A 19,569-nucleotide genomic window follows, 5' to 3' on the forward strand; every position below is an offset into this window, starting at 1 on the left:
TAAGCGTACGCTTCAAGCGAATTATTTCGCTTCTTTGCTTACTTAAAATGGATTTAATTTTTTTTATCTTCTTTGCGTTTATTTAAAAGTAATATTTAATAATTTTTTTGATATGAAAAAAATCTTCTTTTTATTGATTTCCAGTTTTTCTTTTGCTCAAAATACATCAGAAAAAGAAATCATAAAACCTATTGAAAATCTTTTTCAAGCAATGAAATCTGCAGATTCTCTTGGAGTGAAAAACGCTTTTTCTGGTTCTGCAATTATGCAGACTTTTGGGAAAAATCAAGAAATAAGAACAGATAAAGTAGAAGATTTTGCCAAACAAGTTGGCGCATCTCAAGCTGGCGATTTAGACGAAAGATTCACTATTTCTAAAATTTTGGTTGATGGAAATATGGCTTCGGTTTGGGTTCCGTATCAGTTTTATTATAAAGGTAATTTTTCGCATTGTGGGGTCAATAGTTTTCAACTCGCGAAAATCAATAATGAATGGAAAATTCAATATATCATTGATACTAGAAGAAAAAAATGTGATTAGATTTTATCTTCTGTAGCGACTTCCTCTCGGTTGTCGCTTTTTTCTTTTTTGCCTTCTTCAATCAGTTGGTTTACTTCGTGAATCTCGCCATCTTCTAAAGTTTTAATTTCCTCTTTTTGTTCATTATTTTCTCGGTCAATAAAAAAACTGAATCCCAATGGAAAATGGTCTGAACCAATGCTAGGATAAGTGAAAATTTCTTTCACAAAAATCTCTTTGCTGTGATACAATAAATCAAGCGGAACTCTGAAAAACCAATGTTTAGCATGAAAAGTGGCGAAAATTCCTCTTCCAATTCTCGCATCTATGAGTTCGCTGGTTTTTCTAAATAATTGCGAAGAATATGCCCAAGCTACATTATTGAAATCTCCCGAAACCAAAACGGGAATTTTATGACTTTTCACTTTTTTAGCAATGCTTAATAAATCGCCATCTCTTTCTTTAGACGTTTTTTCTTCAGTAGGACTTGGTGGAGGAGGATGAACACCAAAAAATACAAATTCATATCCATCTTTGGTTTTTAATTTTGCTTCAATACTAGGCAAATCATCGGCAACAAAATAATGCGTTTTTACTTCTAGAATTTCCAATTTTGAGTAAAAATGCATTCCGTAAGTGTTTTCTAAAGTCACTTTTTCAGAAAATGGATAATCTTTTTCTACTACTCGCATTGCTTTTTCCCAATCCGAGTTACTCTCCATCGTAATGAAAAAATCGGGTTGTTCTTTCGCAATTAAATCAATTAATTTTTGAAATTGAGTATTGAATTGATAAACATTTACAGCAATTCCTCTCACCAATTCTGAAGTGTGTTTTGGTCTGCGATGGTCTTTGTTTTTATAAAATTTAGTAAATCGAATAAGGGTAAAAATATGATAAATGATAAATCCTAATTGTAAAATTTGTAAAACAAAAAGTAAGGTTTCTCCTTTTGCCCAAAACCAAGAAATCCCAAAAAGAATGACTTGTAAAATGGTGATTTGAAGCATCAAAAATTCAGGAACTCTAAAAATCCAATGCTGGTTTTTACTGAACGGTAAAACGCTCAATATCAAAAGAATGATTGAGAGAAAACAGAGAAGTTCTATCATTTGCCTTTAAAGTTTATGCTAAATTATTCATTTTCCGTATTTTTACGCAGTAAATCTGAAAATCTAATAAAATAAAAAGTAAATTATGAAAATTGGAATTCTTGGTGGAGGCCAACTCGGAAGAATGTTCATTCAAAATGCATTAAACTACGACGATGAATTTCACGTTTTAGACCCCAACTCTGATTGTTCTTGTGCTTATATTTCACATTTTTCTCAAGGAAATTTTAATAATTATGAAGATGTTTTGGCTTTCGGTCAAGATAAAGATGTGATTTCCATAGAAATAGAACATGTGAATGTAGATGCACTTTTCGAATTGGAAAAACAAGGGAAAAAAGTGATTCCCAATGCGGAAATCATCAAAACCATCCAACAAAAAATTCTACAAAAAGAGTTTTATAAAAAACACAATATTCCAAGTCCTGATTTTGAAATAATGGACGGAACTTCAGACGAAATTAAGATTGAATTTCCTTTCGTTCAAAAACTAAATACTGGAGGTTACGACGGAAAAGGAGTGCAAATCATCAAAAATGCCGATGACTTAAAAAAACTTTGGACAGAAGATTCGGTTTTAGAAAATTTGGTGGATATCGACAAAGAACTTTCCATTATCATTGCCAAAAACGAAAATGGAGAAACCAAAACTTTTCCCGTAACAGAAATGGTGGCCGATGAAAAACTGAATTTGTTGGATTTCAATATTTGTCCTGCCGATATTTCATCAGAAGTTCAATCTCAAATTGATGCCATTGCAGAAAAATTCATCAAAGCAGCCAATTCTGCTGGACTTTTTGCCATCGAATTATTCCTTGATAAAAACGGAAAAGTTTGGGTAAATGAAACAGCGCCAAGATTACATAATTCTGGTCATCAAACGCAAGAAGGAAACGCGAATTCTCAGTTCGAGCAATTTTATAGAACTTTGAAAAATCTTCCTTTAGCAGATACAGATGCTTTTGGATTTTCAGGAATGCTGAATTTGGTTGGTGAACAAAACTACAGCGGAAAAGTAAAATATGAAGGTTTAGAAGAGGTTTTGAAACTTCCAAAAGCCTATGTTCATCTCTACGGAAAAACAGAAACCAAACCGGGTAGAAAAATGGGACACATCAATGTTTTAGCCAATTCCAGAGAAGAATTACTAGAAAAACTGAATCATATTAAAACTTTGGTAAGAGTGATTGCTTAAGTGGGAGAGTTGTAGAATGGGAGAGTGGGAGAGTTGTAGAGAGGGAGACTTTTAAACTTTCGTCATTAATCTTCGGACTTCAGACTTCTGGCTTCCGAGTTTTTAAACATTTCCTTTTTTAGGTTCATAATAAAGACTCCAGAAATAATAAGAATAGCCGCAAAAATAAATTTTGTGGTTATTTTTTCATCTAAAATCAGCCAACCTAAGAAAATGGCGATAATCGTATTCACGTAATTCAGCATTGAAATTTGTGATGGATTTACCCTTTTTAGTGCATAGAGAAACGCATAATAAGTAATCACCGAACCAAAAACGCCCAAATAAACTACGTAAGCAAAAGATTTTGCACTCCATTTTTCGAAGTCATAATTTTTGGTAAAAGTAAAGGCAAAAATAAGTTGCAGAATTCCAGCAAAAGCAAATTGGTAGAATAAATTCAATAAAATATTATCAGAATGAATCGTGATTTTTTTGGTGAAAAGTGTTCCAGAAGCCCAACCTAAAATCCCGATGAATAAAACAATAAGTCCCAATCTGTAATCAGGATTCAGCAACTCTTGTAAACCATCAGAAAAAATGAGCAAAACGCCACTAAAACCTAAAATTAATCCTAAAACAGATTTCAGTTTAAATTGTTCTAAACCAATGAGAACACTTCCCAGAAATACAATGATCGGCGAAGTAGCAGTAAGAACAGAAGCGAGGCTGCTATTAATGTGTTTCTCGGCAATGGTTGTCATTCCGTTTGCGATGATAATCATGAGCGTAGAAAGAATGATTTGAGTTTTCAGATTTTTCAAACCAATCCATTTCAGTTGTTTTTTATAGACCAAAAAACCTAACAATAAAAGTGCAGCAATGCTTTGTCTGATTCCGGTAACAAACCAAGGTGGTATGGTTTCTACAGCAACTCTAATTCCTAAATAAGTAGTTCCCCAAACTATTGCAACCGTAAGAATGGCTAAAATAAGTTTGAAATCTTTTTCTGTGTTCATAATGATTTTCGCTGTACGAAGATATTCAATTCTAGCGTAAAAAACGATATTTTTTTCTATCTTTGAAGGAGTAAAAATGTAAAAATGGTTTCAATTATCATGGGCAGTCAGAGCGATTTGCCAATTATGCAACAAGCTGCTGATTTTTTAAAATCTTTAGAAATCCCTTACGAACTTACCGTAGTTTCTGCACACAGAACACCAGAACGCATGTTTGATTTTGCAAAATCTGCCAAAAACAGAGGTGTAAAAGTCATAATTGCAGGAGCAGGAGGTGCTGCACATTTACCAGGAATGGTGGCGAGTTGTACTACTTTGCCAGTGATTGGCGTGCCTATTTTGTCGTCTAATTCTATTGATGGTTGGGATTCTGTATTGTCTATTCTGCAAATGCCTGCAGGAATTCCTGTGGCAACTGTTGCTTTGAATGGTGCTACCAATGCTGGAATTTTAGCCGCTAAAATTCTAGGAAGTTCAGACGAAGAAATTTCTACAAAATTGGAAATTTATCAATTGAGCCTAAAAGAAAAAGTACTTTCTACCATCGAAGAAATCAAAAAAGAACACCCGAATTCTTACGATTAGGAGCAAAACGTTTTTTGCTTCTTTTCACTTTCAGTCCTGCTTTCGCAACTCGCTTTTTTGTTTTTTTAGATTCTTCGACTCCGCTCAGAATGACAAAAAAAACAAAAAGAGCTCAAACAAATTGCTCAATCAGGGCTAGGATTTTGGTTTAGTTTCTGGAATAAAACTAAATAAATCATCGCTTTCTAATTTTTGACTTGTGATTTTTTTTCTCTTCGTATTTAGACTTAATTATGAATAATATTGGAAATGAAAAATATAAAATTAGAATAATTAAAATAAATATTGCATCACCTCGTTCCTTCTTGTTATAAATTTCTTTATTGATAATAATTTTGTTTCCTTTCTCTAATTGAATGATATCAATTGTGTTTTGTGTTTTCTTAATTCCCTCATTATATATTTTTACGTGGTCATTTTCATTTAATTGTGAAAGTAAGTTAGTATATTCCATTGTGTCTTTAGAGAAGAAAGAATATAAATTATTGTCGTTTTTTAATTTTACATAAAGAACTTTAGTTTTAGTTGGAAACGGAAATGAACGATAACTTTTACCTTGGTAAATCTTTTCTGTAAATCCAATAATATGAATATTTCCAGATGAAAGATTAAATTCGGATTTATTTTTTCTGATATTATTTATTTGAATGTTCAATAAAAAAATTAGTATTACAGGTAATATACTTGAAATAATAATCCATTTTGAATATTCTAAAAATTTTTTCATGTAAGTATTTTTGTAATGTCTAAATATTGCCTTTTGAAATTCTAAATCTATATTCCTACGGAAATCGAAGATTCGACGAAGTCAATGACAAAGAAGCTGTTAAAAAAAATCTGCGAAATCTGCGGGAAATAAATCTAATCCAACCACAAAACAGCTCCTTCAAATTCTCTGCGCCAATAGAGTTCGTTGTGTTTTCCGTCTTCGTCTATTTTTAGGAAAATATTTTTAGATTTTACATTTTTAGATTTCAGATTTTCAATGACACGCTGGGTTTGCGCTACCATATCTTCATCTTCATGTTTTCCTTGGACAAAGTAATATTTCTGATGCTTTAAATTGACTTTAGAATGGGTAATAAATGCATTCAAATCTTCAGCATTAAACCAAAAAGCTGAAGAAAAAGCCAACACTTTCCCGAAAGTTTCAGGATATTTCACCGCGGCATAAACAGAAATCAGCGCTCCGAGTGAACTTCCACCAATCGTGGTAAATTTTCGTTGAGGTTTTGTTCTGTAATTTTTATCGATGTAAGGTTTCAGTGTTTCCACGATAAATTTCACGTAGTTTTCGCCATTTCCACCGCCATATTTTGCATTTTTGAAAGGAGAGAGTTCTTCAATTCGTTTTTCGCCACCGTTATCTATTCCTACTACAATTACAGATTTTCCGGTTTTTTCGAAAATTTTGTTCAGTGTTTCATCTACTTGCCATTCACCAGCGTAAGAAGTAGCATCATCAAAGAGATTCTGGGCATCTTGAAGGTAAATTACTTCATATTTTTTGTAAGAAGTTTCGTAATCTTTAGGCAAATAAATCCAAATTCTTCGTGTGGTTTTAAGTTGAGGAACGTCGAAATTTTCAGAAATAATCTTCACATTTTCTGTCGCAGAGCTTTTTCTTTCTTGACTCCATAAAAAAGTACAACTGAGGATAAGCAGAAAGCGAAAGAAATTTTTCATGACGAATTATTTTAAGATGCCTCGGATTTTATTGGCGTTTTTGATGAGTTCTTCCAGAAGTTCAAAATTTTCTTTTTCTAGAGCAGACTTGAATTTTCTGAGCTGTGTAATGTGTTCATTTAGAACGTCTAACACATTTTCTTTGTTTTGTTTAAAGATAGGAACCCACATTTCTGGATGAGATTTTGCCAAACGAACTGTGCTCGAAAAACCAGAACTCGCCAATTGGAAAATGGTATCTTCTTCTCGTTCTTTTTCTAAAACCGTGTTTGCCAAAGCATAAGAAGTGATGTGTGAAATGTGAGAAATGTACGCAGTGTGAACGTCATGAGCGTCTGCATTCATGTAAATCAGGTGCATTTCTAGATTTTTGGCGATATTTTCTACCAATGCTAATGCGTCTTGGTCAGAATCTTCACGGTCGCAAATTACGGCCGCTCTTCCTGCGAAACTTTCTTTCTGAGCGGCTTTAGGGCCAGAATTTTCAGTTCCCCACATTGGGTGAAACGCTACAAATCTTTTTCGGTTCGGATGATTTTTAATGGCTTCTACAATTCCAGATTTGGTAGAACCTGTATCCATTACCGTTTGTTTATCGGTAATTAAATCTAGAACTTGTGGTAAAATTTTAACCGTAGCATCTACTGGAATAGCGGTGATGATAAGGTCTGCGTTTTTAATGCTGTTTTCAAAATTTTCGAAACGGTCTATAATTCCTAATTCTTGGGCTTCTTGAAGGTGAATTTCTGATTTGTCAATTCCTGTAAATTCTGCTCCGAAATTTTTTTCGCGGAGTTTTAAGGCGATAGAACCACCAATTAAACCTACACCAATAATAGCAATCTTCATTTTGAAATTAATTTTTAGAGTTCTTTTTCCTTTTGTTTGATTTGATTAGAAATATTCAGAATATTAATAAAATTGGGTATTAACGTAGCCACTGCTACTGCAATAAAGGTCGCAAAAGATTTTCCGTTGTAATACATCATGCTGAGTACAATAATCCAAAGAATAACTAATCCTAAAAAGATTCCTAAGAAAACTTTTTGTAGTTTTTTTAATTGGGGAACACTCAGGTCTGTGTATTTTTTCTTTTGCATAAGTTGTTATTTTAGTTTTTTAAGACTGATGAAATGGGCATTTTCTTTACATTTTTCAAAAGTAATTTCATAGGTAGGATTTCCTTCTGGAGCGGTAAGTAAATAACTTGGACAAGGTTTTTTCTGTGCATCGCTCATATCAAAGTTAATTTCTCCTTTAGTAATAATGCTGTCTTTCAGAAATTTTTCGTCAATTTTCAAGGTTTTCATTTCTCCTTGAAAAGCTTCAGAATACGTAAAATCTTTCGATAAAGTTTCGGCAATTACTCTAGAATTGGGAAGATAACCGCTACAACTTACCCCTTTTTTGTTCAAAATAAAGAATACAATTAGTAATCCTGGAATTAACCCGATGAAAAAGAATTTCAGTTTTCTCATTGAATATGATGTAAAAAGTAAGTTGAAAATTTAAAAAATTAAAAGGTTGATGTCATGATAAGTAAGGTCGAATTTGTCGCAAATCACTTTTTTGGTATGTCTGCCTTTATACATGTAAAGCGATTGTTTCATTTCGTTTCTTTTCAAAAGCATATTTTCGAAACCACCTTCTTCGTCATAATTCAAGAGATAACTTAGGAAGAAATTAGAAATTGCTTTCGTAGTGGTTCTAGGCATTCTAGAAGATAAATTAGGTAATCCACAGTGAAGAATTTCGTGTTTAATGATGACAGGATTTTCGTGAGTGGTTACTTCTGTGGTTTCTATACAACCGCCATAATCTATCGTTAAATCTATAATTACAGAGCCTTTTTTCATAGCTTTTACCATATCTTCTGTCACTACATAAGGCATATTGAGTCTAGGTAATGCACCAATTACTACATCAGCTCTTCTCAATGCTTTTTTTAATTCTTTCGGGTCTATAATTGAAGTTGGGACTCTACTGTCTATAAGTGTATGTAATCTTCTTAATTTAGATAAAGAATTATCAAAAACTCTTACACTTGCACCTAAACCGATGGCTGCTTTCGTCGCAAATTCTCCTACAATTCCAGCTCCGAGAACTACTACTTCTGTAGGGCGAACTCCAGTAATTCCGCCAAGCATTAAGCCATTGGATTTAGCCAATAATTCTGATGCGTACAAAATGGAAATTCCACCTGCGATTTCGCCAATCAATCTGATAAGTGACAACTGGCGGTATTCATCCATAATGAATTCAAAAGCGATGGCGTTTACCTTTTTTTCTGCTAATTTTTTAAAATAATCTTTGTCTCTTAAGTTAATTTGAAGTGCAGAAACCAAATAAGCATTTGGTTTTAGAAATTCCATTTCTTCTTCTGTTGGTGGATTGATTTTAAGAACCAAATCCTGTCCGTACACTTCAGCTTGACTGGTTGTAATCTGAGCTCCTGCTTCAGAAAACTGTAAATCGGTGAAAAAAGAACCTTCACCAGCGCCAGCTTCTAAAATAATATCATGACCATGTTCTACCAAAACTTGTACTGCATCTGGAGTAATACACAGTCTTTTTTCGTGTAAACAGGTTTCTTTTGGGATACCAATACTAAATTTTTTCCCTTTTTTGAGAACCTCTAATTTTTCCTCTTTAGGAATGAGTTGTTCTTCAGTAAAAGGTGTAAATATGGTAGAACTCATTGTTTTAAATTTTAATCTACAAAGATAGCGAAAAATGGGATAGGTAAAACCCTAGAAATTATGGATTCTTTCTAAGGAAAATTTTAGTTGAAAACAATTTCTCTATAATCACCATGATTGGTAATTGTCATTTCGTGGTGAGGTAAATCTGCCAATTCTTCTTCGTAGATTTCTGGCCATTCAATAATGCAGAGAAAAGCATTGTCTAGATATTCTTCAATCCCGAAATCATAGGCTTCTTCTATTTTTTTGAGTCGATAAAGATCAAAGTGAAAAACTTTTCCTTTTGGTGAATGATACTCATTTACGATAGCATAAGTAGGAGAGGAAACTTCATCTGTACTTCCTAAATTCTTCATTAAAAACTGAGAGAATGTGGTTTTACCAGCGCCTAAGTTTCCTTTGAGCAAAAGAATATTGTGTTTTAAATTGGGCAAAATTTCATTTACTACTTTTTGCCAATCTTCAATTTTTTCTATGTGGAATGTTTGAGACATGTTTTTTGAAAATTTTTTCAAAAATACGGAATTGTGGAGAAATTTTAACGTTTTAAATGATTTCAATGATGTTTACATTATTTCTGAAAAAATGTTTTAAATACTTCAATTAGTATTGCAATGACACTAAATGAAAACCCCAATATTGCAAATAATTTTGTTCTTTTATAATCTTTAAGTGTTTTTTTGCAAGTTCTAAATCAATTTTTGACTTTTCGTATTCTATTTCTTCTTTTGAATTTATGTATTCTTCATACTTGAAATGTCCACCTCGTTTTTTTGCTTCTCTACCTTTTTCTGTTAAAATATATTGAATCTGAGATTGAGGATGATAATCAATATATCCAAGCTTAATTAAAGCTGTTTGAATTTCACTCGAAATACTTGAAATTTTTGGACTTTTCAGTTCAGGTTCTATATTTTTATAAAATTTGTATGTTTGAAAATAATCAAAATCTGGAAATAATAGTATTAATTGGTCAATATATTCGTAAATCTTTTTTTCTTCTTCTTCATCAGAAAAATATATAATTTTTTGTGAAGGAATTAATGCAGCCATTTTAGTTTAGGTTTTAGTCTAAACAAAATTAATCAAAAAAAGCGGAAAAAATCAATTGATTTTTTCCGCTCCATGCCTAAGTATAATAAACTATGAAAAACTACTTAGGTTCTAAAATACTGATAGGTATAATGATTTCTTCAAGTGAAATTCCGCCGTGTTGATAGGTGTCTTTGTAATAATTGACAAAGTGGTTGTAATTTTTTGGATACGCTAAAAAGATGTTGTTTTTTGCGAAAATATATTTGCTGCTCAGATTTCCTTTGGGTAAAAATAATTTCTCTGGATTGGTAATTGCCCAAACATCTTTTTCGTCATAAGTGAGCGATTTTCCTGTTTTATAACGGATATTGGTGCTGGTTTCTCTATCGCCAACTACCTGAGAAGGTTTTTTTACATAAACCATTCCGTGGTCTGTAGTAATCACCAATTTGAAACCTTGTTCCGCTGCGAGTTTGATGATTTTTAAGATAGAAGAATTTTCAAACCAATTTACCGTAAGGCTTCTGAAAGTTTTATCATCTCTAATCAATTGGTCTACAATATGATTGTCTGTTTTGGCATGCGAAAGAATATCTATGAAATTATAGACAATCACCAGTAAATCATTGTTTTTGTGTTGGTTAAAATCATCTAAAATCTTGCGTTCAAAATCTGCATTCAGAACTTTCAAATATTTCATGGATTTGTTTTGTAGTCCAATTCTTTTCATTTGGTCTTCTAAAAATTCACGCTCATGCTCATTTTTATTGCCTTCTTCATTATCATTAAACCATTTGTCTGGAAAGCGTTTTTCGATTTCTGAAGGCATTAAACCTGCGAAAAATGAATTTCTGGCGTATTGAGTAGCAGTAGGTAAAATGCTGAAATATTCGTCTTCTGAAACCTTGTTGTAAAACCTTGCGAAAAGCGGTTCTATTACTTTCCATTGGTCATATCTCAAATTATCAACCATCAGAAGTAAAACTTTGTCTTTTTCTAAAACGGGTTTTACTTTTTCCTTAAAAGCAGTGTGAGACATAATCGGTTTTTCGTTGCTGTGAAGCCATTCTTCGTAATTTTTTTCTATAAATTTAGAAAACTGAATGTTGGCTTCTTCTTTTTGAGATTGTAATAAATCTGCAAACTCATTGTCAAAAACTTTATCGAATTTTATTTCCCAATTCAAGATTTTCTTATAATATTCTGCCCATTCTTGATAAGTGTTTACATAGCTGAGTTCCATCGAAAGATTACGAAAACCTTGTTGATACTCTAATTTGGTTTTTTGCTCTACCAAATCGTCTTCTTGAAGATTTTTCTTCAGCGAAAGCAAAACCTGATTGGGATTTACCGGTTTTAGAATATAATCAGAAATCTGCGAACCGATGGCTTGTTCCATGATGTGTTCTTCTTCGTTTTTGGTCACCATCACGATTTTTATAGAAGAATCTAAATCTTTAAGCATGGGAATGGCTTCCAAACCAGAAATTCCGGGCATGTTTTCGTCTAAAAGCGCCAATTGAAACTTTTCGTTTTCTATCAATTCCAGAGCTTCGTTCACGTTATTTACAGGTGTTACGGTATAGCCTTTGTTTTCTAGAAAAACGATATGGGGTTTGAGTAAATCTACTTCATCATCAATCCAAATTATTTTTGACATAAATTATTTTTTAGTTTAAAGTAAAGAAAGAGGTTGAAACTTCTAGCTTTAAAATTATCTCTCCCAAAAATACGCCAAAACTGTCTTAAATATTATATAAAATAATTGGAATATGGTTAAAAATCTGTTAAACTGAAACTGAGTCTTGAGTTTATTGATGTAGCTGAGGTTCTTTTATACCTTGAGAAATTAAAATTGTTTTATTCATTTCAAAATGAGCTTTTTCCTTTCATTTAAGTGTTTTTTATAAAAACAACCTTTCAAAGCATCAATAACTCATTTTTAAGCACCGAAATTTTAGAATTTTGTACATGAACTAAAAAATAAACATTCTTTAAATCTGGTTTATGAGTTTATCGAAGAATAAACGAGGTTGAAATTTTATGTTTTTGAAAACTATTTTCTAAAAATGGTAGTTGTGCAACAGTTACTCCTGTTAGCCGCAGTTATATTTTATTATTTTCGAGCATTAAAATCACTTAACCACTTTATTAAATTATCAATATCTATTTCTATTTCGTTTGGTTCAGGAATTTCAACTGGTGCTTCATCTGGCTGACTATGTTCGAAATAAGAATATCTTGTCATAAAATCATTTATTAAATTGCAATCTTCGATTTCAATTTTGGCTAAATTTTGAACTTTTCCCATTGTGTTTACAGACCTTCTGTATCTTTGCACCACATCCGCTAAAAAGTCAATCTCAACGATTCGTTCAATTAAGATTCTAATATCACTACATATAGATTTTCCAAATGGATAATATGTTTCGCTTCCTTCCTCATTAAAAATTTTTTTAGCTTTTGCCAATCTATCATTTTTGATATAGTTAAGTGCAGGTAAAGTTTTTTTTGCAAATAGTGGAGTTTCTCCAATTTCTCCAGAACCCCAATTTTCACTTCTAATACCTAAAATTTGTATTAAGTTTGAATCGCACTTATCGTTAAGTTGTCCTAGTAAACTTAGTCTGTGGGTAAAAATTATTACTTGTCTACTTTTACTCAATTCTACAAGTCTTTCTACAACTTTTTCTTCAAATTTTTGATCTAATGAAGATATTGGATCGTCAAAAACGAAGGGATTATTATTGTTACTACCAGTTACGTCTGCTAAAAATGAAGCAAGAGCAACAATACGATGTTCACCTTCACTCAAAATTTCAGACAATTTGTTTCCGCTTATACCTTTTAATTTTAAGGAATGAGTAATATTACCTCTGGATGCTCGTTCCTTAACAAGTTCTACTTTAATTTTATTTGCTTTTAGCAAACCTAATTCAATATTAAATCTTTTTACATATTCTTCAGTAATTACTAATTCTGAAATTTCACTTGCTTTAGTTGTAATAGAACGAGTATTACATTGTGATATCCAACTGTCATAATTAGAGATTTTACCTAATCTCTCAATTTCTTTTAATATATGGTCTTTTTGTTCTGAACACCATTTTTGTGCACGTAATTCTAATAAATCACTTGATGCCTTTATTCTATCAAATTGTTGTACATCTTGTTCATATTGTTTTGATGACTTATCATAGTTGGTAGATATGGATTTTAAAATGTTTAAGTTATCCGATATGAATTTATAATCAATAGTATATTCTATATTTTGCTTAATTGAATTTGTTAAGTTTTGAATTTGCTCCCAAATATTAATTAGACAATTGAGCCATTCTTCATTTAAATTTGCTGCATTACATTGCGTAAGTAATGTTTCTTTAGTTAGGCTAATTGGAAGTTTACTTATTTTTTCTGAATAAAGTTTTTCTGCTAAAACGGCTTCGCTTTCAATTTCACTTTTTATAAAAGACTCAAATGACGTTAACCTTTGTTTAGCTTCCTCATTTAATGTTTGATGGCATAATACACATTTTGAGTCATCATCCACCTTTGGAAAGCTTGAATTTGAATAAGCTTCTTGATTAGAATAATTTCTAGCAGATTCCCATAAAGCCTTCCAAACTTTACTTCCAACTCCTTTTAAATCAGATTTATTTGCGATTATAAGTGAGCTTTCATTAGAGATTTTTCGTTTGTTTATTGCATCATTTTTCAAAGTACTTAATTCTTTGATAGAATTTTCATTAATAAGGTTTAACGCATCTGAAATTTCTTTAATGATTTTGTCAACTTCTATTTTTCGTTTTTTTAAATCGTCTGCAGTTTTTTTAGGGTCACTCTCCTTCAATCTATTTTCTAGGTTCTTCCTTAATTCATCCTTTGCTTCATTCCAAATTAATATAGAAGTAAGATTTTCAGCTGTATTGTCTTTATTTAAATTATTATAAAGTTTTGCGGCTTCTGTATTTTGAAATTCAAATGGAATAGTTGGCATCACTTTAGTAAATGATACTTTCTCTTGTTCAAGTTTTTCCTGTATTACAGAAAAGTAATAAGATAATGTGGAAAATATTTTCATTACACCTGGTACATATGTAACTGAATTAGCTTCATCTATATAAATATTACCAGTTGATGTATCAAAAACATCAATAGATTTTAAATCACTAATTGGATCGCTATTAATTATCCAATCAATTTGTTGTTCAATATTATCAGTTAAAAAGGTTATTTTACATTTTCCATCAGGATTTGGATTAAAAACATTAGGTTTTAAATTTAAAGCTCTTGGCTTGCCACTTATTTTCTTGATAATTTTGGTATAACCAGATTTCCCCGAACCATTTGATCCATATATCACTATTAAATTTTTATCTTTTTCAAATTTTAATGGATTTCTTGGTGCAAGGTTTTCAATATTTTGTATTGAATCAACAGATATTAATTTAACATGTTTTTCAGTTTCAAAATTTAAAATTTGAGGAAATTCTTTTGGAGTGAATGGTAAATCAGATTTTAAGATTTCAATGATTTCTTTAATATCATCATCTTCTATATTTTTTGATAGAATTCTGTAAGCTAATTCGGTTTGCCACCCTCGTAATTTATGTAACCATTCCAAAATGTTTTGATGTACATCCATAGTTGAATTCTGGTAAATTTATATTATAAGTTTTTTTTTGAATAATTGCGGCTAAAGGTTCTGCGGATTTGCGAACTTCCACGAAGGAAGTTTACTTCCGTTCGTGGGATTTTGCACACCACCAAATATACAAAAGTATTTTTGATGCTCAAAAGCTTAATTAAAATCATCACCCTACCCAAAGCAATGTCAAAGGAAAGTCAAAGGAAAGGGTAATGAATGTCTGCCTGTACTTTACTTGTAGGATTTTTTACAAAAGAGCAGAGAAAATAAAATTTCAGGTCAAAAAAAGAAGTCAGATGAGGGTTTGGTTTTACTCAAGTGGCAGTTTTGTTCGAGTCTTGTTCGGAAAAAGTACTCTTTTTCCGAAGCTGATTCGAAGCTGATTCGAACTTGATTCGAACAAATGTCTCAAAAAAGACAAAAAAAGGCGAAATAATTACAGCTAATTGATGCGTAGTTATACCTAAAAACGTATTTTATTTTTTGTCACAGAAGAAGTCGTAAAGCATAAGATGAATTAAAAATCTGTTAAACTAAATTTCCGTAAATTTGAAAAATCATTTATCAATCATCATTTATCTATTCAAATGAGCACCAATAAACTCAAAATTATCAATGACCCAGTTCATGGTTTTATAAAAATTCCTTACGAAATTTTGTATGATGTGTTAGAACATCGTTATTTTCAGAGATTGCGCAGAATTTCTCAAACAGGATTGTTGAGTTTAGTTTTTCCGGGAGCTACCCATACCAGATTTCATCATGCTTTAGGTGCAATGCACTTGATGTTCACGGCGCTAGAAACCTTGAAACTGAAAAATGTAAAAATTTCAGACGAAGAAGAAAAAGCGGCGCTTCTCGCTATTTTATTGCACGATGTAGGTCATGGTCCGTATTCTCACGCTTTAGAAAGTCTTTTGATGGAAGATTGGCACCACGAGAAACTTTCGATTTTATTGATGAAAAAATTGAATGATGAGTTTAACGGTGAATTAGATTTGGCGATAGAAATGTTCCAAGGAAAATATCATCGTAAATTCTTTAACCAATTGATTACTTCTCAGTTAGATGTCGATAGGTTAGATTATTTGAAGCGAGACAGTTTCTTTACAGGAGTTTCAGAAGGAAGTGTGAACACACAGAGAATTATTTCGATGATGAATGTAAAAGATGATGAACTTCTGATTGATGAAAAAGGAGTTTATTCCATTGAAAATTTCCTTACGGCAAGAATGTTTATGTATTGGCAGGTTTACTATCATAAAACTTCTGCTTTGGCAGAACATCTTTTGGTGAAAATTTTGAGCAGAGCAAAACAGCTCATTTCTGAAGGAAAACAAGTGGAAGCTTATGGAAATTTAAAATATTTCTTGTACAAAACTGATTTCGAAAAAGCGACAGAAGAAGATGTGAATCGTTTTACACAATTAGATGATACAGATGTGCTGAGCGCGATAAAAACTTGGCAAAATGCCGATGATTTTGTGTTGAGTTATTTTTGTAAAGCGGTGGTTCAGAGAAAATTCCCAAAAACTGTTTTTTCTTCTCAAAAATTTGAAGAATCAGAAATTTTAGAAAAAATAGAAAGAGCTAATCAGAAATTTGGCATCGAAAATGGTGATCAGTTGGTGGAGCAAATCAGCAGAACTTTGCTTCCTTATGATAATCAAAAACAGCCGATTTTTTTGCTAAAAAGAGACGGAAGAAAGATAAAGTTGGAAGACGCAGAAACCCAAATTCTATCGGCGCATATCAATCAGCCAACCACCAAAAACATTCTGTTTTTCCCTAGAGAAATTTAAGTTTTCAAAAAACTAAAAATTGTATGAGTGTAATAAGATTTTCGTATCTTTGCACGATATGGAATTTACTGCAGCTCAAATTGCAAGTTTTATCAATGGAAAAATCTTGGGAGACGAAAATGCCTCAATTACAGGTGTTTCGCCTATAGAGAATGCGCAAAATGGTCAACTCTCTTTTGTTTCTCAAGAAAAATTTGCAGAATTTATTTCACTTTCAGAAGCCTCTGTGATCATTGTTTCTGAAAAATTTGTTAAAGAAGAAAACTATAAACCTACACTTATTGTAGTAGAAGACGCTTATTTGGCTTTTCAGGTTTTAATGAATCTCTATCAACAGATGAGAGAGGAAAAAAAATCAGGAATTGAACAACCTTCTACCATTGCAGACAGCGCAACAATAGGCGAGAATGTCTATATCGGAGCACATTCTTATATCTCAGATAAATCAAAAATCGGTAACGGAACACAGATTTTTCCTCAAGTTTACATCGGAAAAAATGTAAAAATTGGCGAAAACTCTATTATTTATAGCGGTGCTAGAATTTATGATTACTGTGTGATTGGTGATAATTGCATCATTCATTCTAATACAGTGGTAGGTAGTGATGGTTTCGGTTTTCAGCCTACGAAAGATGGCTATCAAAAAATTCCACAATTAGGAAATGTGGTCATAGAAAATAATGTAGAAATAGGTTCTAATTGTAGTATAGACAGAGGAACTATTGGTTCTACTGTTATTGGCGAAGGAACTAAAATAGATAATCTGATTCAGATTGCTCATAACGTAAAAATTGGTAAAAATAACGTTATCGCAGCACAAGCTGGTATTGCTGGTTCTACCGTTATTGGAGATTGGAATATGATTGGCGGACAAACTGGTGTTGCTGGTCATCTCAAAATAGGTAACCAGATTAGAGTACAAGCTCAGAGCGGAATAAATAGAGATGTACAAGACGGCGAAACACTCTTTGGAACACCTGCTTTCAACGCTGGTGATTACAGAAGAAGCTATGTACTTTTCAGAAAATTCCCTGAAATTGTTGAACGAATAAATAATCTAGAAAAAAACTCAAAAGAAAATACTAATGAGTGAAAAACAGAAGACTTTAGGTAAAGAAGTATCACTTTCTGGGATTGGACTTCACACAGGAAGACAAGTAAACCTTACCATGAAACCTGCTAAAGAAAATACAGGTTTTGTATTTGTAAGAACAGACTTAGAAGGTCATCCTCAAGTAGAAGCAGATGTAAATTATGTAACGACTACAGAAAGAGGTACTACGTTAGAAAAATTAGGTGTTAAAATCCATACTTGCGAACATTTATTAGCTGCTTTAGTAGGAATGGATATTGATAATGCTATCTTAGAAATGAACAGTGCAGAACCACCAATTATGGATGGTTCTTCTAAATTTTTCGTAGAAGCAATAGAAGAAGCTGGAGTGGTAGAACAAGAGCAAAATAGAGAATATTTAGTCATCAAAGAAGTGATGAACTATGTAGACCCTAATACAGGCTCAGAAATTACCATTATTCCTTCTGAAAACTACGAAATTACTACAATGGTAGATTTCGGGACTAAAATTTTAGGAACTCAGAATGCTTCTCTTAAAAATATTACAGATTTTAAAAAAGAAATATCTTCGGCGAGAACTTTCAGTTTCTTACACGAACTAGAAATGCTTTTAGACAGTGGTCTTATTAAAGGAGGCGATATTTCTAACGCTATTGTTTATGTAGACAAAGAATTAACTCCTGAAACCGCTGAAAAACTTAAAAAAGCTTTCGGAAAAGAAGAAGTTACCATCAGACCAAATGGTATTTTAGATAATCTTACCCTTAATTATCCTAATGAAGCAGCGCGTCATAAATTGCTAGATGTAATCGGCGATTTAGCTTTAACGGGAGTGAAAATTAAAGGAAAAGTAATTGCTACTAAACCTGGACATTTCGTGAATACACAATTTGCGAAAAAACTGAATAGACAGTGGAAATTACAAAAAAAGAAAAACGTGCCAGATTTTGATTTAAAAGCAGAACCTGTTTTTGATATTAACGGGATTATGCGTCTTTTACCGCATAGACCACCATTTTTATTGATTGATAAAATTTTAGAATTATCAGATTCTCATGTGGTAGGTCTTAAAAATGTTTCGATGAATGAACCTTTCTTTGTAGGTCATTTTCCTAAAGAACCAGTAATGCCTGGTGTTTTACAAATCGAAGCGATGGCTCAAGCTGGAGGTATTTTAGTCTTGGCAAATGTTCCAGACCCAGAAAATTATTCCACTTATTTTGTTAAAATAGATAAGGTAAAGTTCAAGAAAAAAGTAATTCCTGGAGATACTCTTATTTTTAAAATAGAACTAATAGAACCTATAAGAAGAGGCATTGTTCATATGCAAGGTTACGGTTACGTAGGAGACAGCGTAGTAGTAGAAGCAGAATTGATGGCTCAAGTTGCTAAAACCAAATTAGACTCATGATTCATCAATTAGCCGCTGTTGACAGACGTGCCAAAATTGGCAAAGATGTTACCATAGAACCTTTTACCACCATTGCTGCAGATGTAGAAATAGGAGAAGGAACTTGGATTGGTCCCAATGTTACCATTATGGATGGTGCAAGAATTGGTAAAAACTGTAGAATTTTTCCCGGAACGGTAATTTCTGCAATTCCACAAGATTTGAAATTTGATGGGGAACAAACATTGACCATTATTGGAGATAATACTACCATCAGAGAATGTGTAACCATCAACAGGGGAACCAAAGCATTAGGCTATACCAAAGTAGGGAATGATTGTCTTATCATGGCTACTTCTCACATCGCTCATGACTGTGTTCTAGGAAACCATGTCATCATTGTAAACGGTTGCGGAATTGCAGGACACGTAGAAATAGGAGATTTCACTGTAATGGGAGGTCTTTCTGCGGTGCACCAATTTGGTAAAATCGGGAAACATGTGATGATTTCTGGAGGAACATTGGTAAGAAAAGATATTCCACCTTATGTAAAAGTAGCGAGAGAACCTATGTCTTATGCAGGAATTAATTCTGTGGGATTAAGAAGAAGAGGTTTCAGTAATGATAGAATTTTCGAAATTCAAAAAATCTACAAATACCTTTTTCAATCTAAAATGAATGTTTCTCAGGCAACAAGATTCATCGAAAACGAAATGCCACCTACAGAAGAAAGAGACGAGATTTTAGAATTTATTAAAAATTCACCTCGAGGAATTGTAAAAGGATACGGAACAGGAAAAGAATAAAAACATATTTAAAAA

At 32.3% G+C, this 19,569-nt stretch carries 19 protein-coding genes; 7 read left to right on the top strand and 12 right to left on the bottom strand.

Annotated elements, in window-relative coordinates:
- Nucleotides 1-112 precede the first annotated feature (112 nt).
- On the top strand, nt 113-541 hold the full coding sequence (locus ACT53I_RS02290) for a nuclear transport factor 2 family protein (protein ID WP_476078252.1): 429 nt from the start codon (nt 113-115) through the stop codon (nt 539-541).
- Here the strand turns inward: ACT53I_RS02290 and ACT53I_RS02295 are convergent.
- Entirely contained in the window at nt 538-1,632 is a 1,095-nt protein-coding gene (locus tag ACT53I_RS02295; protein WP_476078253.1) for an endonuclease/exonuclease/phosphatase family protein, read from the bottom strand. The two genes, ACT53I_RS02290 and ACT53I_RS02295, sit on opposite strands and share 4 nt — an antisense overlap.
- Nucleotides 1,633-1,717: 85 nt before the next feature.
- Here ACT53I_RS02295 and ACT53I_RS02300 point away from each other — a divergent pair, with 85 nt between their 5' ends.
- Nucleotides 1,718-2,827: a 5-(carboxyamino)imidazole ribonucleotide synthase gene (locus ACT53I_RS02300; RefSeq protein WP_476078254.1), complete on the top strand. Its 1,110-nt coding sequence runs from the start codon at nt 1,718-1,720 to the stop codon at nt 2,825-2,827.
- A 65-nt stretch (nt 2,828-2,892) separates the two neighbouring features.
- Here the strand turns inward: ACT53I_RS02300 and ACT53I_RS02305 are convergent, their stop codons facing one another.
- Entirely contained in the window at nt 2,893-3,825 is a 933-nt protein-coding gene (locus ACT53I_RS02305; protein WP_476078255.1) for a DMT family transporter, read from the bottom strand.
- An 84-nt stretch (nt 3,826-3,909) separates the two neighbouring features.
- Here ACT53I_RS02305 and purE point away from each other — a divergent pair, with 84 nt between their 5' ends.
- Nucleotides 3,910-4,410: a 5-(carboxyamino)imidazole ribonucleotide mutase gene (gene purE / locus ACT53I_RS02310; protein WP_476078256.1), complete on the top strand. Its 501-nt coding sequence runs from the start codon at nt 3,910-3,912 to the stop codon at nt 4,408-4,410.
- A 175-nt stretch (nt 4,411-4,585) separates the two neighbouring features.
- On the opposite strand, the gene ACT53I_RS02315 is transcribed toward purE, so the two are convergent.
- The 10 genes from ACT53I_RS02315 to ACT53I_RS02360 form a co-directional block, all read right to left on the bottom strand.
- The gene (locus tag ACT53I_RS02315; RefSeq protein WP_476078257.1) at nt 4,586-5,137 is read right to left on the bottom strand and encodes a hypothetical protein; all 552 of its coding nucleotides are present in this window, start codon (nt 5,135-5,137) and stop codon (nt 4,586-4,588) included.
- A gap of 134 nt (nt 5,138-5,271) precedes the next feature.
- On the bottom strand, nt 5,272-6,096 hold the full coding sequence (locus ACT53I_RS02320; RefSeq protein ID WP_476078258.1) for an alpha/beta hydrolase: 825 nt from the start codon (nt 6,094-6,096) through the stop codon (nt 5,272-5,274).
- Between the two features lie 6 nt (nt 6,097-6,102).
- Nucleotides 6,103-6,945: a prephenate dehydrogenase gene (locus ACT53I_RS02325; RefSeq protein ID WP_476078259.1), complete on the bottom strand. Its 843-nt coding sequence runs from the start codon at nt 6,943-6,945 to the stop codon at nt 6,103-6,105.
- A 14-nt stretch (nt 6,946-6,959) separates the two neighbouring features.
- On the bottom strand, nt 6,960-7,196 hold the full coding sequence (locus tag ACT53I_RS02330; protein ID WP_104793433.1) for a hypothetical protein: 237 nt from the start codon (nt 7,194-7,196) through the stop codon (nt 6,960-6,962).
- 6 nt (nt 7,197-7,202) lie between these two features.
- Nucleotides 7,203-7,574 (bottom strand): hypothetical protein, encoded by a 372-nt coding sequence (locus ACT53I_RS02335; protein WP_476078260.1) that lies wholly within the window; start codon nt 7,572-7,574, stop codon nt 7,203-7,205.
- Between the two features lie 30 nt (nt 7,575-7,604).
- The gene (locus ACT53I_RS02340; RefSeq protein WP_213195601.1) at nt 7,605-8,795 is read right to left on the bottom strand and encodes an alanine dehydrogenase; all 1,191 of its coding nucleotides are present in this window, start codon (nt 8,793-8,795) and stop codon (nt 7,605-7,607) included.
- An 83-nt stretch (nt 8,796-8,878) separates the two neighbouring features.
- Nucleotides 8,879-9,292, bottom strand: a complete 414-nt coding sequence (gene tsaE, locus ACT53I_RS02345) for a tRNA (adenosine(37)-N6)-threonylcarbamoyltransferase complex ATPase subunit type 1 TsaE (RefSeq protein ID WP_476078261.1) — start codon at nt 9,290-9,292, stop codon at nt 8,879-8,881.
- Between the two features lie 109 nt (nt 9,293-9,401).
- Nucleotides 9,402-9,851 carry a hypothetical protein gene (locus ACT53I_RS02350; RefSeq protein ID WP_476078262.1) on the bottom strand — a complete coding sequence of 150 codons (450 nt, stop codon included), beginning with the start codon at nt 9,849-9,851 and terminating at the stop codon, nt 9,402-9,404.
- Nucleotides 9,852-9,951: 100 nt separating this feature from the next.
- Nucleotides 9,952-11,493, bottom strand: coding sequence for a T9SS response regulator signal transducer PorX (gene porX / locus ACT53I_RS02355; protein WP_476078263.1), 1,542 nt, complete (start codon nt 11,491-11,493; stop codon nt 9,952-9,954).
- Nucleotides 11,494-11,949: 456 nt separating this feature from the next.
- Complete coding sequence (locus ACT53I_RS02360) at nt 11,950-14,478, bottom strand: AAA family ATPase (protein WP_476078264.1); 2,529 nt, start codon at nt 14,476-14,478, stop codon at nt 11,950-11,952.
- A 590-nt stretch (nt 14,479-15,068) separates the two neighbouring features.
- Between ACT53I_RS02360 and ACT53I_RS02365 the strand changes: the two genes are divergently transcribed.
- From ACT53I_RS02365 to lpxA, 4 genes are read left to right on the top strand one after another with little or no spacing between them, the layout of a single operon-like run.
- On the top strand, nt 15,069-16,283 hold the full coding sequence (locus ACT53I_RS02365; protein WP_069798092.1) for an HD domain-containing protein: 1,215 nt from the start codon (nt 15,069-15,071) through the stop codon (nt 16,281-16,283).
- Nucleotides 16,284-16,341: 58 nt separating this feature from the next.
- Nucleotides 16,342-17,376, top strand: a complete 1,035-nt coding sequence (lpxD, locus tag ACT53I_RS02370; protein WP_476078265.1) for a UDP-3-O-(3-hydroxymyristoyl)glucosamine N-acyltransferase — start codon at nt 16,342-16,344, stop codon at nt 17,374-17,376.
- Nucleotides 17,369-18,769, top strand: coding sequence for a bifunctional UDP-3-O-[3-hydroxymyristoyl] N-acetylglucosamine deacetylase/3-hydroxyacyl-ACP dehydratase (locus ACT53I_RS02375; protein ID WP_104793443.1), 1,401 nt, complete (start codon nt 17,369-17,371; stop codon nt 18,767-18,769). Before lpxD ends, ACT53I_RS02375 begins: the two co-directional genes overlap by 8 nt.
- The gene (gene lpxA, locus ACT53I_RS02380; RefSeq protein ID WP_104793444.1) at nt 18,766-19,554 is read left to right on the top strand and encodes an acyl-ACP--UDP-N-acetylglucosamine O-acyltransferase; all 789 of its coding nucleotides are present in this window, start codon (nt 18,766-18,768) and stop codon (nt 19,552-19,554) included. Before ACT53I_RS02375 ends, lpxA begins: the two co-directional genes overlap by 4 nt.
- Nucleotides 19,555-19,569: the final 15 nt, after the last annotated feature.

It is taken from the genome of Cloacibacterium sp. DMC96, from assembly GCF_056313765.1.

Coding starts and splice junctions, on each gene's coding strand:
- ACT53I_RS02290 (WP_476078252.1), top strand. CDS start 113: ATGAAAAAAATCTTCTTTTTATTGATTTCCAGTTTTTCTTTTGCTCAA.
- ACT53I_RS02295 (WP_476078253.1), bottom strand. CDS start 1,632: ATGATAGAACTTCTCTGTTTTCTCTCAATCATTCTTTTGATATTGAGC.
- ACT53I_RS02300 (WP_476078254.1), top strand. CDS start 1,718: ATGAAAATTGGAATTCTTGGTGGAGGCCAACTCGGAAGAATGTTCATT.
- ACT53I_RS02305 (WP_476078255.1), bottom strand. CDS start 3,825: ATGAACACAGAAAAAGATTTCAAACTTATTTTAGCCATTCTTACGGTT.
- purE (WP_476078256.1), top strand. CDS start 3,910: ATGGTTTCAATTATCATGGGCAGTCAGAGCGATTTGCCAATTATGCAA.
- ACT53I_RS02315 (WP_476078257.1), bottom strand. CDS start 5,137: ATGAAAAAATTTTTAGAATATTCAAAATGGATTATTATTTCAAGTATA.
- ACT53I_RS02320 (WP_476078258.1), bottom strand. CDS start 6,096: ATGAAAAATTTCTTTCGCTTTCTGCTTATCCTCAGTTGTACTTTTTTA.
- ACT53I_RS02325 (WP_476078259.1), bottom strand. CDS start 6,945: ATGAAGATTGCTATTATTGGTGTAGGTTTAATTGGTGGTTCTATCGCC.
- ACT53I_RS02330 (WP_104793433.1), bottom strand. CDS start 7,196: ATGCAAAAGAAAAAATACACAGACCTGAGTGTTCCCCAATTAAAAAAA.
- ACT53I_RS02335 (WP_476078260.1), bottom strand. CDS start 7,574: ATGAGAAAACTGAAATTCTTTTTCATCGGGTTAATTCCAGGATTACTA.
- ACT53I_RS02340 (WP_213195601.1), bottom strand. CDS start 8,795: ATGAGTTCTACCATATTTACACCTTTTACTGAAGAACAACTCATTCCT.
- tsaE (WP_476078261.1), bottom strand. CDS start 9,292: ATGTCTCAAACATTCCACATAGAAAAAATTGAAGATTGGCAAAAAGTA.
- ACT53I_RS02350 (WP_476078262.1), bottom strand. CDS start 9,851: ATGGCTGCATTAATTCCTTCACAAAAAATTATATATTTTTCTGATGAA.
- porX (WP_476078263.1), bottom strand. CDS start 11,493: ATGTCAAAAATAATTTGGATTGATGATGAAGTAGATTTACTCAAACCC.
- ACT53I_RS02360 (WP_476078264.1), bottom strand. CDS start 14,478: ATGGATGTACATCAAAACATTTTGGAATGGTTACATAAATTACGAGGG.
- ACT53I_RS02365 (WP_069798092.1), top strand. CDS start 15,069: ATGAGCACCAATAAACTCAAAATTATCAATGACCCAGTTCATGGTTTT.
- lpxD (WP_476078265.1), top strand. CDS start 16,342: ATGGAATTTACTGCAGCTCAAATTGCAAGTTTTATCAATGGAAAAATC.
- ACT53I_RS02375 (WP_104793443.1), top strand. CDS start 17,369: ATGAGTGAAAAACAGAAGACTTTAGGTAAAGAAGTATCACTTTCTGGG.
- lpxA (WP_104793444.1), top strand. CDS start 18,766: ATGATTCATCAATTAGCCGCTGTTGACAGACGTGCCAAAATTGGCAAA.